The following is a 13,563-nucleotide window of genomic DNA, read 5'->3' as shown; positions in this document are numbered from 1 at the left end:
ATGGCACGCCGTAAATCCGAGAACCGTGTCGACCTCTCCGCCTTCGACCAGGCCGGGGCCCGGGTCATCGACAACCCGCTCACCACCGAGGTGGAGGACTCCTACCTGGAGTACGCGTACTCGGTCATCCACTCCCGGGCCCTGCCGGACGCCCGGGACGGGCTCAAACCGGTGCACCGGCGGATCCTGTGGTCGATGTCGGAGCAGGGGCACCGCCCCGACCGGGCGTATGTGAAGTCGGCCCGGGTGGTCGGCGATGTGATGGGTAAGTACCACCCGCACGGCGATGTGGCGATCTACGACGCCCTGGTCCGGCTCGCCCAGGACTTCTCGCTGAACACCCCGCTCATCGACGGGCACGGCAACTTCGGCTCGCCCGACGACGGCCCGGCCGCCGCGCGGTACACCGAGGCTCGCATGTCGCGTGAGGCGATGCTGCTGGTCGGCGAGCTCGGCGAGGGCACCGTCGACTTCAAGCCGACCTACGACGGCTCCGAGCAGGAACCCCGAGTGCTGCCGGCGGCCTTCCCGAACCTGCTGGTCAACGGCACGTCCGGGATCGCGGTCGGCATGGCGACCAACATGATCCCGCACAACCTCGGTGAGGTGGTGGCGGCCGCCCGGCATCTGATCACCCACCCGGAGGCCGACCTCGACGCGCTGATGCGCTTCGTGCCCGGTCCCGACCTGCCCACCGGTGGGCAGTTGCTCGGGCTCGACGAGGTGCGCCGGGCGTACGAGACGGGTCGCGGCGTGGTGCGCATCCGGGCCCGGGCACAGACCGGCCTGCTCGAGGGCGGGCGCGGGCGGCAGGCGATCACCGTGACCGAGCTGCCGTACGGCGTCGGCGCCGAGAAGATCATCGAGGCGATCACCGACGAGGTGAAGGGCAAGATGATCACCTCCGGCCCGCGCCGGGGACAGCGGCAGGCGGCCCGTCTCCAGGGCATCGCCGACGTCAAGGACCTCACCGACCGCGAGCACGGCACCCGCCTCGTGATCGAGTGCAAGGTCGGCGTCAACCCGCAGGCGCTGCTCGCCGATCTGTACCGGTTGACGCCTCTGGAGAGCTCCTTCGGTATCAACAACCTGGTGCTGGTCGACGGGCAGCCGCGGACCCTCGGGCTCAAGGCGCTGCTCGAGGTCTTCGTCCAGCACCGCTACGAGGTGGTCACCCGGCGGACGACGTACCGCCGTACCAAACGGGCCGACCGTCTGCACCTGGTCGACGGCCTGCTGATCGCCCTGATCGACATCGACCGGGTGGTCGCGCTGATCCGGGCCAGCGACGACGCCGCCTCGGCCAAGACCGGCCTGATGAGCGAGTTCGGGCTCTCCGACATCCAGGCGACGTACATCCTGGACACTCCGCTCCGGCGGCTCACCCGGTTCGACCGCATCGAGCTGGAGACCGAGCAGGAGCGGCTGCGCAACGAGATCGCCGAGCTGAGCCGGATCCTGGACAACGAGGACGTACTCAAGAAGGTCGTCTCCGACGAGCTGGCCGAGGTCGTCGCGGAGTTCGGCCGGCCCCGGCACACCACGCTGATCGACGGCGACCTCAAGGAGGTCCTCGCGGCCTCGGTGCCGGCCGGCCCGCTGGAGGTGGCCGACGACCCCTGCCAGGTGATCCTCTCGGCGACCGGGCTGATCGCCCGGACCGCGGCCGAGAGCGAGGAGTCGACCGAGGCGCGCCGGCGCAGCGGCCGGGTCAAGCACGACGCGGTACGCGCGGTGATCCACTCCACGGCACGCGGCCGGATCCTGCTGGTCACCAACCGGGGCCGGGCCTTCAAGACCGACGTCCTGCCGCTGCCGGTGCTGCCCGATCAGTCCGGCACGGTCTCGCTGCGTGGCGGCATGTCCGCATCCGAGCTGGTGCCGCTGGAGAAGGGCGAGAAGGTGATCGGCCTGGCGCCGCTGACGAACGGGGAGTCGCCGGGTATCGCGATGGGCACGAAGCAGGGCGTCGTGAAGGTGTGCGCGCCGGAGTGGCCGGTCCGCTCCGACGAGTTCGAGGTGATCACCCTGAAAGAGGGTGACGAGGTGCTCCAGGCGACCTGGCTCACCGACGGGGCGGAGTCGCTGGTCTTCGTCACCTCCGACGCCTCGCTGCTGCGGTTCCCGGCCAAGCTGGTCCGGCCGCAGGGCCTCAAGGGCGGCGGCATGGCCGGCGTCAACCTCGCCGCAGATGCCGAGGTGGTCTCGTTCAACGCGGTCTCGACCTCCGACAGCGCACACGGCGAGCCGATGGTCGTCACCTCCACCGGCACCCAGGTCAAGGTGTCGCCGTTCGCCTCCTACCCGGCGAAGGGCCGGGCCACCGGCGGTGTCCGCGTGCAGCGTTTCCTCAAGGGCGAGACGCGCTTGACGGTGGCGTGGGTCGGCCCGCGCCCGGTCGGGGCGAGCAACACCGGCGACCCGGTCGAACTGCCAGAGCCAGACGCCCGCCGCGACGGCTCAGGCAACGCTGTGATCATGGGCCCACAGCTGATCGGCCACCTGATCGAACGCGACTGAGCGGTGCCGGCCCTGCCTCAGCGCCGTCGGCCCGGCTTCGGCCGGTTTCGTCCCGGCCCTAGCGGTGCCATGCCGGACTTGAGCGGCGTCGCCTCCCGGGCGAGCGGCTAGGATGCTTGCGGGCGGTCCCGTGCGCCCTACCCCTGACCGGCGGCCCACACCCGCCGGCCATGCGGGGCGAAGGTGGTCACCATGCCGTCGCGGGCCACTGGTCATGCCAGGCTGTCCCGGCCGTTCCGGCCGGCTGACGCCGGACCCGCCCTCAGCGGGACCGGCTGAACGCCGGCGAGACGCGGCGGGGTCTCGCCCGGCGCAGTTCAGGCCCGGCTGTCGACGACCCAGGCGGTGGCCGCGTTGCCGGTGTGGGCGGGCAGCGCGGTGACGACCGCCGGCAAGGGCAGACGACCATGACCAGCCATCGAAACCTCAAGCGACTGGTTCGCGAGCGCGCCGCGCGTACCGGTGAGTCCTACACGACCGCGCGCCGCAACCTGCTCGCCCGCGCCGCACAGCCCGGCCTGGTGCCGGGCTACGACACCTTCGGCGGCGGCTCCCACCTCGCCAACGCCGACCCGCATGCGACGGCCGGCGGCCCGCACCTCGGCGACCTGGACACGAGCAGCGAGCACCACGAAAGCACTCTTCTCGCCCGCCTGCTCCGGCAGGCCGGGCACCGCGCGCCCCACACCGGAAAGCCGTACACCGAGGCCACCCTCTGCGGCCTTGCCGGTGGCATCGGCTTCCTCTATTCGGTCTTCGCCTACACCGGGCTCCCGCCGATCCTCACCATCGTCGCCCAGCATCACCCTGACCCGTGGGCACAGTCGGCCCTGGAACGGCTCGGCCTCGGCTACGAGGTGCGGCACAGCACCGCCGCCGGGCCGGCCCGCCGCGACCTGGACGCCATGATCGACCAGGGCCGGCCGGTACTCTGCGTGGTCGGCCGGGGCGGTCTGCCCTGGCATCAGCCGGCAAGCGCGCTCGACACCGACCCGTACCAGGTGGTGGTCGCCGGGCGCGACGGCGGCGACTACCTCGTCGACGATCTGGCCGACACCCTGCACGTCGTCCCGGCTGACGTACTCGTCGCTGCCTGGTCCGCACATCGCAAGGGCCGGCACGAGCGGTTGATCGTGTCCCCGCCGGACAAACCGGTCGATCTCCCCGCCTCGATGCGGGCCGCGATCGCCACGACCGTGGCCCATCTGATCGGCCCGGTGCTCGGCAACGCGTTCGACGTGAACATGGGCTTCTCCGGGATGGCCAGGCTCGTCACCGACCTGCGCGACCGGCGTACCAAACGCGGCTGGACCCGCCGCTTCAGCGAACCGGGGGCGCTCGCTTTCGCCCTGCTTCGCCTCTACGAATGTCTGGAGTTGCAGTACACCGCGCCGGCCGGGACCCGCCCGCTGTACGCCACCTTCCTCGACGAGGCCGCCGAGGTGCTGGGCGAGCCTCGGATCGGCCGGGCCGCCGGGCTGTTCCGCACGGCGGGGGAGCACTGGTCAGCCGTCGCCGACGCGGCGCTGGCCAACTGCGGACCGGCCGCGGAAATCCTGGAACGGCGGCTGTTCGCCCAGTTCACCGGCGCTCCGGTGCCGCCCGCGCCGGGCCCGGACGAGTTGACCGGGCCAGCCGATCCGGGCGGGCTGCTGGATGACCTCGCCGACCGCGCCGAGGCGGCACTCCACGCCGAGAAGGAGGCAGTCGAGCTGTTGCGGCCCTGAGCACAACGCCGGCCATTACCGACGCGCATCGCCGAAATCCCGGTGCCGGCCAGGCTTCTCTTTATCGGTACGCGCACCTGTCGTCCCCGCCGGAACCACCCCGTCCCGCCCTGCCGCGCGATCCGGCCGCCGGTCCCGGCCGCAGCGCGACCGCCGGGCCCAGGCAGGTGGCCGGCCCGCGCTCGCCCTGCGGCTGGTTGGGCCGCGACTGCCCCGGGGTGGTTGGTCCGCGCTCGCCCTGCGGGTGGTTGGGCCGCGATCCCCGTGGGTGGTCAGGCCGCGATCATCCGGCAGGTGGCCGGCCCGCGATCATCCGGCCAGGCGGTCAGGCGACGATTACGCCGTCGTCGGCGAGTGGCCGCAAGGCGGCCGTGTGCCGTTCGGTTTCCTCCGGCCGGCCGTGATACTGCGCGGGCGTGTTCTGGAACAGCAGGATCCGCCAGCCGTCCGGCTGTTTCTCGGCGACTACGGTCTGGATCGTGTTCCGTTCCGGGCTCAGCTCGGTCCGCCCGGGCGGGATCATGCCGGCGATCGCCCGCAGTAGCACCGCCTCGGCGCCGACCGGACGAACCTCCTCGACCCGCGCGACGTAGGCGGCAGTCGGGTGGTCCGCGAAGATCGGCCCCAAGTGCTCGGCGGCTCGCCCTCCGGGGACCTGGCTTCCGTCGAACCCCACCATGGCACCGTCCTCAGCGAACAGTCGCGCGAACCCGTCGGCGTCCCGCTCGTTCCAGGCGGTCAGCAGGCGCCGGTACAGCTCTCGCGCCGCGGACTCGACGGCGGTTCCGGTCATGACGCACCTCCGCTCAGCTGCTGCTCGGCCCAGCGTAGTGCTCACCCGGCGCGGCTGCGGGTCACCAGGTGGGACGGATGCGGCCGGGGGTGGCCAGGCGGAGGAGCGCCGCGCGGAGAGCAGCCAGCTGGCCGGCGGGGAGTGCTTCCGCCCAGGGGCGCAGGGTTTCCTCGGCGGCCGCGTCGGCGGCGCGGGTGCAGGCGACGCCCTTGGCGGTCAGGACGAGTAGCCGGGCGCGGGCGTCGGAGGGGTGCGGGCGTCGCTCGACGTATCCCTTGTTGACCAGCTCGTCGGCCATCTGGCTGGCCGCCTGTTTCGTGATCTCCAGATGTTCGGCGAGTTCGCCGACGGTGGCCCCGGTGCCGGAGAGCCGCACGAAGGCGAAGCCGTGTGCCGGCCGCAGATCGGTGAAGCCGCGTGCGCGTACCCCGGTGTCTATGCCGTCGACCAGCGCGCGGGCCGCGCTCAGCAGGAGCACCGGAAGGTCTTGAAGGTCGTCGCGCACGGAAAGAGTTTGACACATCGGTCAAGTTGCTTGACTATCTAGTCAACCTACTTGACTAAATCTGGAGGAGTTTTGCCGATCTACCGCAGTGCCGACGCCGTGCAGCACCGGATGCACGGGACGGTCTTCCACGCCTACGCCTCGCCGTCCACCGGCAGCCGGGAGCTGTGCACCTGGCGGATCGAGGTGGCGGCCGGCACGACGGGCATGCCGCACCGGGTCGGCCGGGACGAGGTGCTCATCCTGTTCGCCGGTCAGTTGTCGATCACTCTGGACGGGGTCGCCGGGGTCGTCGATCCGGGCGATGTGCTGGTCATCCCGGCCGGGGCGGAGTTCCGCGTGGACAACAACGGCGAGGTGCCGGCCGAGGCGTGGGTGACCACGAGCGCAGGCTTCGCGGCCACCCTTCCCGACGGCACCACCCTCACACCGCCCTGGACCCTCTGACCGGTCAGCGGAGAGCGGCGATGGCCCGCAGCTCGTCGGCACCGAGCGGGCCTCGGGCTTCGGCGGCGACGCATTCGGCGAGTTCGGTGCGGTTCTTGACGCCGAGCACGACCGTCGCAACGCCGGGGACGCTCAGCGCGTACCGATGGGCCAGGGCTGCCGGGGTCTCGCCGAACTCGGCGGCGAGTTTGCGGAACGGCTCGGCGCGGGCGAAGTCCGCGGCTGCCGGGTGACGCGGGTCGAGCTCGCGATCCAAGGCGCCGGTGAGGGAGCCGGCGGCGACCGCGCGGATGCCGATCACCGGTACGCCGTTGTCGCCGGCCACCCGGACGATCTCCTCGTTCGCCGGACGGACCCGGTCCCCGTAGACCCACATGTCACCGTTGAGGTCCATGGCGTTGACCACCACCTGGGCGGCGTCCGGCCGGGGCGTCGCCCGCAGTGCGTCCCCGATCGGCGCGGGATGCCCGGCCGCGGTGATTCCCCAGCCCCGGATCAGACCGTCGGCCCGCAACCGCTCGAACTCGCCGATCACCTCGTCCCGGTAGACGTCCCAGCCGATGATGTCGTCGGGGGCGGGCGAGCCGTCCCGCGGCCGCAGCTGGGTGTGCAGCAGGAACAGGTCGAGGTGGTCGCGGCCGATCAGATCGAGGCTGTTGCGCAGGCTGTCACGGATCCGGCCGGGTACGTCGTCGAACCGCCCGTCGGGCAGCTGGACCTTCGACGTGATCATGACCTCGGGTGCGGGACGGCTGCGCAGCGCCTCGCCCACCGCCCGTTCCGATTCGTAGTCGGCCCCGTAGCTCGGTGCCAGATCCAGCATGGTGATGCCCGCGTCGAGTGCCGCGTGGACGGTGGCCACCGCCTCGGCGCGGTCGGTGGTGCCCCACACCCCGGCGATGCCGCCACCACCCAGAGTCAGCGCGCTGATCCGGCCGAGCCGTCCGAAGTTCCTGGTTTCCATTGTCGTCCTCCCACCGTGCCGGGCTCTTCGTCTTCGACCGTAGGACCTGGAGCGCGCTCCAGCTCAAGTCCCTGATCTCATTCGGCGTGCCGTCGGCCCAGAGGTGTCCAGCGGGTGAATAATCCGTGCTCTCGCGCGCCGGAACAGCGACGATGGCGCCGCCGGGAGGGGGAGCGGTGTACGTCGTGGCGCAGTGGGTGAGCACCGAGTGGACCAGGAACTCCCGAGGCGGAGAGGCGGCGGCCCGCCGTAACGCGATCCCGGTCGGGTTCCGGCTGCCGGCGTCCCGCACCGGTGTCGTCCACGAGATCGTGATGACCGAGGGTAACGGTTTCGAGCCGGTCGAGTCGCTGGGCAACGAGCCCGCGGAGCGCGAGCCGAGTCTCGCCCGGTGCGGTCTGCGGCTGGTCCGGTCCGACGAGAGGGTACGAGTAGAACTGCTCCCCGCCCGCAGCGGTGCCCCGTCGCGCGACCGCCGCCCGTCCGGGATCTGGCTGGGTCCGGGACAGTGGCTGCGCTGGCAGGTGAACTACCGGGTGACCTGGCCACCGATCCAAGGCGGACGGTCGAGTTACCGCCAGGACACGCTCAACCTGGCGGTCGGCCCGGTGCACCCGGAACTCTTCTTCGGTACGCCCACCCGGCACGTCGACGAGCGGGCGTACCTCCGTTAGAACGGGCTACTTGCTGGGTTCCGGGACGTCGCAGGTGATCTTCGGGTTGACGCCCATCCAGTTGAGCGGACCGGCGAGCGTGGTGACGATGACCGTGCCGGCCTCGGCGCAGCTCGCGTCGCCGTCGTCCTTGAAGTAACCGCGTTGGACGGCGGCGATCACGCCGAGCACGAGCCAGATGACGACTATCAGGGCACCGATACGCATCGGGGACCTCCTCTGCCGGAGTAGCCGGAGTAGCCGGGGGATGCGCGGCAGATACCCCGCTGCGGCTGATCTCTAAACAGTGCGGGGCAGCCGATCAGCCGGCGCGTACCCGATCACGGAACCACAGCGCGCTCTGTTTCGGTGTACGCGTCTGGGTCTCGTAGTCCACGTGCACCAGGCCGAACCGTTTCGCGTACCCCTCGGCCCACTCGAAATTGTCCATCAGCGACCAGGCGAAGTAGCCGCGCACGTCCGCGCCCTGGGCGCGGGCGGCGAAGACCGCGTCGATGTGTGCCTTGAGGTACGCGGTCCGCTCGGCGTCGGCGACGAAGCCGGCGGAGTCCGGATGGTCGTCGTAGACCGCGCCGTTCTCGGTGACCGCGAGCGGGAACCCGTAGTCGTTGTGCAGTCGCAGCAGCAGCGTGGTGAAGCGGTCCGGGGTGATCGGCCAGCCCAGGGCGGTCTGCGGCGCGTCCGGCACCACCTCACGCACCACCGGCCGCCCGAGCGCGTCGGTGGTGTTCCCGTCGAGGTCGGTGCCGGCGAAGTCCTGTCCGAAGTAGAAGTTCACCCCGAGCAGGTCGATCGGCGCCGAGATGATCTCCAGGTCGCCGTCGCGGACCGGCAGGGCGTGCCCGCGGGCCGCGAGGTCCTCGACCACGTCGGCCGGGTAGCGCCCGTGCCGGAGCGGATCGAGGAAGATCCGCGCGACGTTCCCGTCGGCCCGCCAGGCCGCCGCCACGTCGACCGGGTCGTCCGAGGCCGGGGTGGAGGTGCCGATGTTGAGCGCGATGCTGACGGTGTTGTCGGGTGTGTTGATCTGCCGGGCCACCAGGCCGTGGCCGAGCAGCAGGTGGTGGGTGGCGGCGACGGCCGCTCCGAAGTCGCGCCGGCCCGGGGCGTGTACGCCGTGCTCGTACCCGAGGTAGGCCGCGCACCACGGCTCGTTGACCGTGGTCCAGTTGCGCACCCGGTCCTGGAGGCGGTCGAAGACCAGCATCGAGAAGTCGGCGAACCGGTACGCGGTGTCCCGGTGCGGCCAGCCGCCGGCGTCCTCGAGCTCCTGCGGCAGGTCCCAGTGGTAGAGCGTGAGCCACGGCTCGATCCCGGCGGCCAGCAGCTCGTCCACGAGGCGGTCGTAGAAGGCCAGGCCCGCCGGGTTCGCCGGGCCGCGCCCGCCCGGCTGCACCCGGGTCCAGGACACCGAGAACCGGTACGCGTCAACGCCCAGGCTCTTGATGAGCTGCACGTCGTCCGGCATCCGGTGATAGTGGTCGCAGGCCACGTCCCCGGTCTCGCCGACCACGGTACGGGCGAAGGTGTCCCAGATGGACGGTGTCCGCCCGTCTTCCGCGGCCGCGCCCTCGATCTGATAGGCCGAGGTGGCCACACCCCACGTAAATGTCACGGAATTTCTCCAGAAAGTGGTGCGGGCCGGTCCCGACGGCAAGGGACCGGCCCGCTGTCAGAGGCCGACGGGCTGTTCGGTGGGGTGCAGCCAGCACGCGACGGATCGAGAACTCCCGTCCGGAGTGCCCGGGCGGCCCAGCACTGGGATGTTGCCGGCGCACGGGTCGAACGCCTTCGGGCATCGCGGGTGGAACGAGCAGCCGCTCGGCATACCTTTCAGGTCCGGCGGTGAGCCGGGGATGCCGGTCAGCTCCCGGCGCGGTCCGCGAAGTGCCGGGAACGATCCGAGCAGACCCGCCGAGTACGGGTGCAGCGCGTCCCGGTAGATCGACGCCGCCGGTGCCTCCTCGACGATCCGGCCGCCGTACATGATGGCGATCCGGTTGGAGAACTCGACCAGCAGCGACAGGTCGTGGGTGATGAAGATGACCGAGAAGCCCAGCCGTTCCCGCAGCTCGATGAGCTGACCGAGGATCTGCCGCTGCATCACCACGTCCAGCGCGGTGGTCGGCTCGTCCATGATGACCACCTGCGGCTGCAGGATCAGCGCCATACCGATCATCACGCGCTGCCGCATGCCGCCGGAGAGCTGGTGCGGGTACGCGTCCATCCGGTCCGCCGCGATCCCGACCAGCTTCAGCATCTCCCGGGCGCGGACGTTGCGGCTGTGCTCGCTCATCTTCGGGTCGTGCGCCTTGAGCACGTCGGTGAGCTGGGTGGAGATCTTGTGCACCGGGTTCAGCGAGTTCATCGCACCCTGGAACACGATCGCCGTCTCGTTCCACCGGAACCGGCGCAGCTGGAGATCGGAGAGGGCGAGTACGTCGTACGGTTCGGCGTTGCCCGGGTGGTAGATGACCTGTCCGCCGGTGATCACCCCGGGTGGGGGCAGGAGGCGGGTCACCCCGTACGCCAGGGTGGACTTGCCCGAGCCGCTCTCGCCGGCCAGGCCCAGCACCTCGCCGCGGTGCAGCGTGAGGTTGACGTCGCGGACCGCGCGGACCGCCTGGTCGCCCAGGCCGTAGCCGACGTTGAGGTTACGGATCTCCAGGACCGGCTCGCTCATGGCGCGACCTCCTTCTGCAGCACCGGCGTCGGGCGGGCGTGGGTGTGTGGTTCCGGCGAGTTGCTCAGCACCGGGGTGAAGCCGATGCGCATCCGCACGGTCTGCCCGGCCGTGGTCTTCAGCTTGGTCTTGCCGGCGCTGCGCAGCCGCGGGCTGACGAACTCGTCGATCCCGAAGTTGATCAAGGAGAGCGCGGTGCCGAGGATCGCGATGGCGAGACCGGCCGGCACGAACCACCACCAGGCGTTCTGTGCGAGCGCCTGCTGACCCTGCGCCCAGAACAGGATGGTTCCCCAGTTCCAGGTGGTGGCCGAGGTGACACCGATGAAGGCCAGGGTGATCTCGGAGAGCACGGCGAAGATGACCGTGCCGACGAAACCGGAGGCGATCACCGCGGTCAGGTTCGGCAGCAGCTCGAACCCGATGACGCGCCAGGTCCGTTCGCCGCTGGCCCGGGCCGCCTCGACGAAGTCCCGCCGGCGCAGCGACAGGGTCTGCGCGCGCAGCACCCGGGCGTTCCACGACCACGAGGTTAGGCCGATGACCAGGGCGATCAGCCAGTCCTCGGCGTTCTCCAGGGTGGACGTGATGATGATGATCAGCGGGAGTGCCGGGATCACCAGGAAGACGTTGGAGAGCGCGGAGAGGACCTCGTCGGTCTTGCCGCCGACGTACCCGGCGGTCACCCCGATGATCACCGAGAGCACGGTGGCCACGATGCCGGCGAAGAAGCCGACGAAGATGACGCTACGGGTGCCGGCCAGCAGCTGGCTGAAGACGTCCTGACCCAGGTGGGTGGTGCCCATCCAGTGCTCGCCGGAGGGCGGCTGGACCAGGTCGTTGCCGCGGGCGCCCGGGTCGTACGGTGCCACCCACGGTCCGATGATCGCGAAGAGCAGGTAGATCGCCAGGATGATCAGGCCGGTGGCCGCCTTGCGGTTGCTGACGAAGCGGAACCGCTGGCGCTTCGCCTTGGCCGGCTTGCCGGACTCCGGCTGAGCCATCGAGCCCTGTCCGGGAATGACCTGCTCGATGCTGGAGGTAGGGATCGTCATGCGGTCAGCCCTCCTTGCGGGTGCGCGGGTCCAGGAGCAGGTACGCGATGTCCGCGAGCAGGTTCGCGACCAGCACGGAGATCGTGATGATCAGGAAGATGCCCTGCATGAGCGGGTAGTCCGAGGCGCCCAGCGCCTGGAAGAGCTGGAAGCCCACGCCCGGGTAGGAGAAGACGATCTCCACCAGCAGGGTGCCACCGACGATGAAGCCGAGTGACAGCGCGAAGCCGGAGACGTTCGGCAGCAGCGCGTTGCGTGCCGCGTAACTCATCGCCACCCGCCGGTCGGAGAGGCCCTTGGCGTGCGCGACGGTGATGTAGTCCTCGGAGGCGACGGTCACCATCATGTTGCGCATGCTGAGGATCCAGCCGCTGACCGAGGAGATCAGGATGGTCAGGGCGGGCAGCAGGCTGTGCTGGATCGCGCTCGGGATGAAGTACTGGTCCCAGGCCGGCACCAGGCCGCTGTCGAAGCCACCGGACGACGGGAAGAAGCTGTCCGGGCCGGTGAGCAGGTAGATCGCGATGATGCCCAGCCAGAAGTACGGCACCGAGGAGAGGAACGTGGTGACCGGCAGCAGGCCGTCGGTCCAGGAGCCGCGCCGCCAGCCGGCCAGGATGCCCAGGCCGGTGCCGAGGAAGAAGCTGATCACCGTGGTGATGCCGACCAGCAGCAGCGTCCACGGGAGGCTGTTGCTGATGATCTCGGAGACCGGCGTCGGGAAGAAGGTGAACGACAGGCCCAGGTCACCGGCGAACAGTTGCTTCCAGTAGTTGATGTACTCCTGCCAGAGGTTCGCGTCCTTGTCCAGGCCGAACAGCACGTACAGGGAGTCGATCGCCTGGCTGCTGAGCTGGCCCTGGTACTTGGTGACCAGCGCCTGCACCGGGTCGCCCGGGATCATCCGGGGGATGAAGAAGTTGAGCGTGATCGCGGCCCACGCGGTGAAGAGGTAGAAGGCGAGCCGCTGCAGGAAGTACTTCACCGCGACACCGCCTCGGTCTTGTCGTAGAGCCAGCACGCCGCCCAGTGCCCGGGCTTGTCACCGATCTCCAGGCGTACCGGGAGCTCGACCGAGCAGCGCGGCATCGCGACCGGGCAGCGCGGGTGGAAGCGGCATCCGCTGGGCGGATGGATCAGGCTCGGCGGTTCGCCGTTGCCACGGTCCTCGCCTTCGGCTTCGGACACGCCGGTGAGCCGGTCCGGGTCCGGTGCCGAGTCGATCAAAAGCCGGGTGTACGGGTGAGCCGGCGACTGGGTGACCGTCTCGCTGTCACCGCCCTCCACCATCCGGCCCGCGTACATCACCATCGTCTCGTCGGCGAAGTACCGGGCCGACGCGATATCGTGGGTGATGTAGAGGATCGCCAGGTTGAGGCGCTCCTTCAGGTCACGCAGCAGGTTCAGGACACCGAGCCGGATGGAGACGTCCAGCATGGACACCGGCTCGTCGGCGAGCAGTGCCTCCGGCTCGGCGCCGAGCGCACGGGCGATCGCCACCCGCTGCCGCTGGCCGCCGGAGAGCTCGTGCGGGAACTTGTCCAGGTATCGCTCCGGCGGGGTGAGCGAGACCCGCTCGAGCAGCCCGTGCAGGGCCTGTTCGAGGTCGTCCTCGGTCTTCCCGGCATTGCCGTGGATCTTCAGGGCCCGGGTCAGGTGATACCGGATGGTGTGCACCGGGTTCAGCGACGCGAACGGGTCCTGGAAGATCATCTGAACCCGGGCGCAGTACCGGCGGAACGCCGTACCCGCCTTCACCTTCGTCGACTCGCCGTGCAGTCGGATGTCGCCGCTGGTACGGGGATAGAGCTGGGCGAGCAGGCGGGCCACTGTGGATTTGCCCGAGCCCGATTCGCCGACGAGGGCCACCACCTGGCCGCGGCGCAGCGTGAGGTTCACGTCATCGACGGCGTGAACCGCATCGTGCCGTTTGGAGAAGAGGTCGCGCAACCGGCGGCGGACGGGGAAGTGCTTGGTCAGGCCGATCGCCTCGAGCACCACCTCGTCGGCCGGCGCCTTCGCGTCCGGGATCGACGTCATGCCGGGTCCTTCTTGCATGGGAGGCGGGCGCCCCGGGGGTCCGGGGCGCCCGCGCGGCGCTCAGGAGGTGGGGGGGGGCCGGTTCTGGACGTCCGGCCGCGCGCCGGCGCGGGGGGGGGCGGGGGGCCCCCCGCCCCCCCCCCCACGCCCGCTTT

At 70.5% G+C, this 13,563-nt stretch carries 13 protein-coding genes; 4 read left to right on the top strand and 9 right to left on the bottom strand.

The genetic code is table 11. From position 1 onward, the window contains the following. Nucleotides 1-2,520: a DNA gyrase/topoisomerase IV subunit A gene (locus I4J89_RS01490; protein WP_196411948.1), complete on the top strand. Its 2,520-nt coding sequence runs from the start codon at nt 1-3 to the stop codon at nt 2,518-2,520. A 407-nt stretch (nt 2,521-2,927) separates the two neighbouring features. Then, nucleotides 2,928-4,247, top strand: coding sequence for a BtrH N-terminal domain-containing protein (locus I4J89_RS01485; protein WP_196411947.1), 1,320 nt, complete (start codon nt 2,928-2,930; stop codon nt 4,245-4,247). Between the two features lie 325 nt (nt 4,248-4,572). On the opposite strand, the gene I4J89_RS01480 is transcribed toward I4J89_RS01485, so the two are convergent. Together I4J89_RS01480 and I4J89_RS01475 are read right to left on the bottom strand one after the other, a co-directional pair. Beyond that, the gene (locus I4J89_RS01480; RefSeq protein ID WP_196411946.1) at nt 4,573-5,040 is read right to left on the bottom strand and encodes an SgcJ/EcaC family oxidoreductase; all 468 of its coding nucleotides are present in this window, start codon (nt 5,038-5,040) and stop codon (nt 4,573-4,575) included. 61 nt (nt 5,041-5,101) lie between these two features. Next, nucleotides 5,102-5,545 (bottom strand): MarR family winged helix-turn-helix transcriptional regulator, encoded by a 444-nt coding sequence (locus I4J89_RS01475; protein WP_309238143.1) that lies wholly within the window; start codon nt 5,543-5,545, stop codon nt 5,102-5,104. A 72-nt stretch (nt 5,546-5,617) separates the two neighbouring features. Between I4J89_RS01475 and I4J89_RS01470 the strand changes: the two genes are divergently transcribed. Next, nucleotides 5,618-5,992, top strand: a complete 375-nt coding sequence (locus I4J89_RS01470; RefSeq protein ID WP_196411944.1) for a cupin domain-containing protein — start codon at nt 5,618-5,620, stop codon at nt 5,990-5,992. 4 nt (nt 5,993-5,996) lie between these two features. On the opposite strand, the gene I4J89_RS01465 is transcribed toward I4J89_RS01470, so the two are convergent. After that, nucleotides 5,997-6,956: an aldo/keto reductase gene (locus I4J89_RS01465; RefSeq protein WP_196411943.1), complete on the bottom strand. Its 960-nt coding sequence runs from the start codon at nt 6,954-6,956 to the stop codon at nt 5,997-5,999. Between the two features lie 152 nt (nt 6,957-7,108). Between I4J89_RS01465 and I4J89_RS01460 the strand changes: the two genes are divergently transcribed. Further along, complete coding sequence (locus I4J89_RS01460; protein ID WP_230858159.1) at nt 7,109-7,630, top strand: hypothetical protein; 522 nt, start codon at nt 7,109-7,111, stop codon at nt 7,628-7,630. A gap of 6 nt (nt 7,631-7,636) precedes the next feature. On the opposite strand, the gene I4J89_RS01455 is transcribed toward I4J89_RS01460, so the two are convergent. From I4J89_RS01455 to I4J89_RS01430, 6 genes are all read right to left on the bottom strand, one after another. After that, the gene (locus I4J89_RS01455; protein WP_196411942.1) at nt 7,637-7,837 is read right to left on the bottom strand and encodes a hypothetical protein; all 201 of its coding nucleotides are present in this window, start codon (nt 7,835-7,837) and stop codon (nt 7,637-7,639) included. Nucleotides 7,838-7,931: 94 nt separating this feature from the next. After that, the gene (locus tag I4J89_RS01450) at nt 7,932-9,245 is read right to left on the bottom strand and encodes a GH1 family beta-glucosidase (RefSeq protein ID WP_196411941.1); all 1,314 of its coding nucleotides are present in this window, start codon (nt 9,243-9,245) and stop codon (nt 7,932-7,934) included. A gap of 57 nt (nt 9,246-9,302) precedes the next feature. Continuing rightward, a complete protein-coding gene (locus I4J89_RS01445) occupies nt 9,303-10,313 on the bottom strand; it encodes an ABC transporter ATP-binding protein (protein WP_196411940.1) in 1,011 nt (336 codons plus the stop codon). Further along, on the bottom strand, nt 10,310-11,368 hold the full coding sequence (locus I4J89_RS01440; protein ID WP_196411939.1) for an ABC transporter permease: 1,059 nt from the start codon (nt 11,366-11,368) through the stop codon (nt 10,310-10,312). The genes I4J89_RS01445 and I4J89_RS01440 overlap by 4 nt, the downstream gene beginning before the upstream one ends. A 4-nt stretch (nt 11,369-11,372) precedes the next feature. Next, nucleotides 11,373-12,353: an ABC transporter permease gene (locus I4J89_RS01435; protein ID WP_196411938.1), complete on the bottom strand. Its 981-nt coding sequence runs from the start codon at nt 12,351-12,353 to the stop codon at nt 11,373-11,375. Beyond that, complete coding sequence (locus I4J89_RS01430; RefSeq protein ID WP_196411937.1) at nt 12,350-13,408, bottom strand: ABC transporter ATP-binding protein; 1,059 nt, start codon at nt 13,406-13,408, stop codon at nt 12,350-12,352. The genes I4J89_RS01435 and I4J89_RS01430 overlap by 4 nt, the downstream gene beginning before the upstream one ends. Nucleotides 13,409-13,563 lie beyond the last annotated feature (155 nt).

It is taken from the genome of Actinoplanes aureus, from assembly GCF_015704865.1.
GTDB lineage: Bacteria > Actinomycetota > Actinomycetes > Mycobacteriales > Micromonosporaceae > Actinoplanes > Actinoplanes aureus.
Note: the sequence above shows the minus strand (reverse complement) of the source record. Positions and strands in the feature narration are given on the sequence as shown.

Excerpts from the sequence above, each read along its gene's own strand:
- I4J89_RS01440 (WP_196411939.1), bottom strand. The coding sequence starts at position 11,368 with ATGACGATCCCTACCTCCAGCATCGAGCAGGTCATTCCCGGACAGGGC.
- I4J89_RS01455 (WP_196411942.1), bottom strand. The coding sequence starts at position 7,837 with ATGCGTATCGGTGCCCTGATAGTCGTCATCTGGCTCGTGCTCGGCGTG.
- I4J89_RS01485 (WP_196411947.1), top strand. The coding sequence starts at position 2,928 with ATGACCAGCCATCGAAACCTCAAGCGACTGGTTCGCGAGCGCGCCGCG.
- I4J89_RS01480 (WP_196411946.1), bottom strand. The coding sequence starts at position 5,040 with ATGACCGGAACCGCCGTCGAGTCCGCGGCGCGAGAGCTGTACCGGCGC.
- I4J89_RS01445 (WP_196411940.1), bottom strand. The coding sequence starts at position 10,313 with ATGAGCGAGCCGGTCCTGGAGATCCGTAACCTCAACGTCGGCTACGGC.
- I4J89_RS01430 (WP_196411937.1), bottom strand. The coding sequence starts at position 13,408 with ATGACGTCGATCCCGGACGCGAAGGCGCCGGCCGACGAGGTGGTGCTC.
- I4J89_RS01465 (WP_196411943.1), bottom strand. The coding sequence starts at position 6,956 with ATGGAAACCAGGAACTTCGGACGGCTCGGCCGGATCAGCGCGCTGACT.
- I4J89_RS01460 (WP_230858159.1), top strand. The coding sequence starts at position 7,109 with ATGGCGCCGCCGGGAGGGGGAGCGGTGTACGTCGTGGCGCAGTGGGTG.
- I4J89_RS01490 (WP_196411948.1), top strand. The coding sequence starts at position 1 with ATGGCACGCCGTAAATCCGAGAACCGTGTCGACCTCTCCGCCTTCGAC.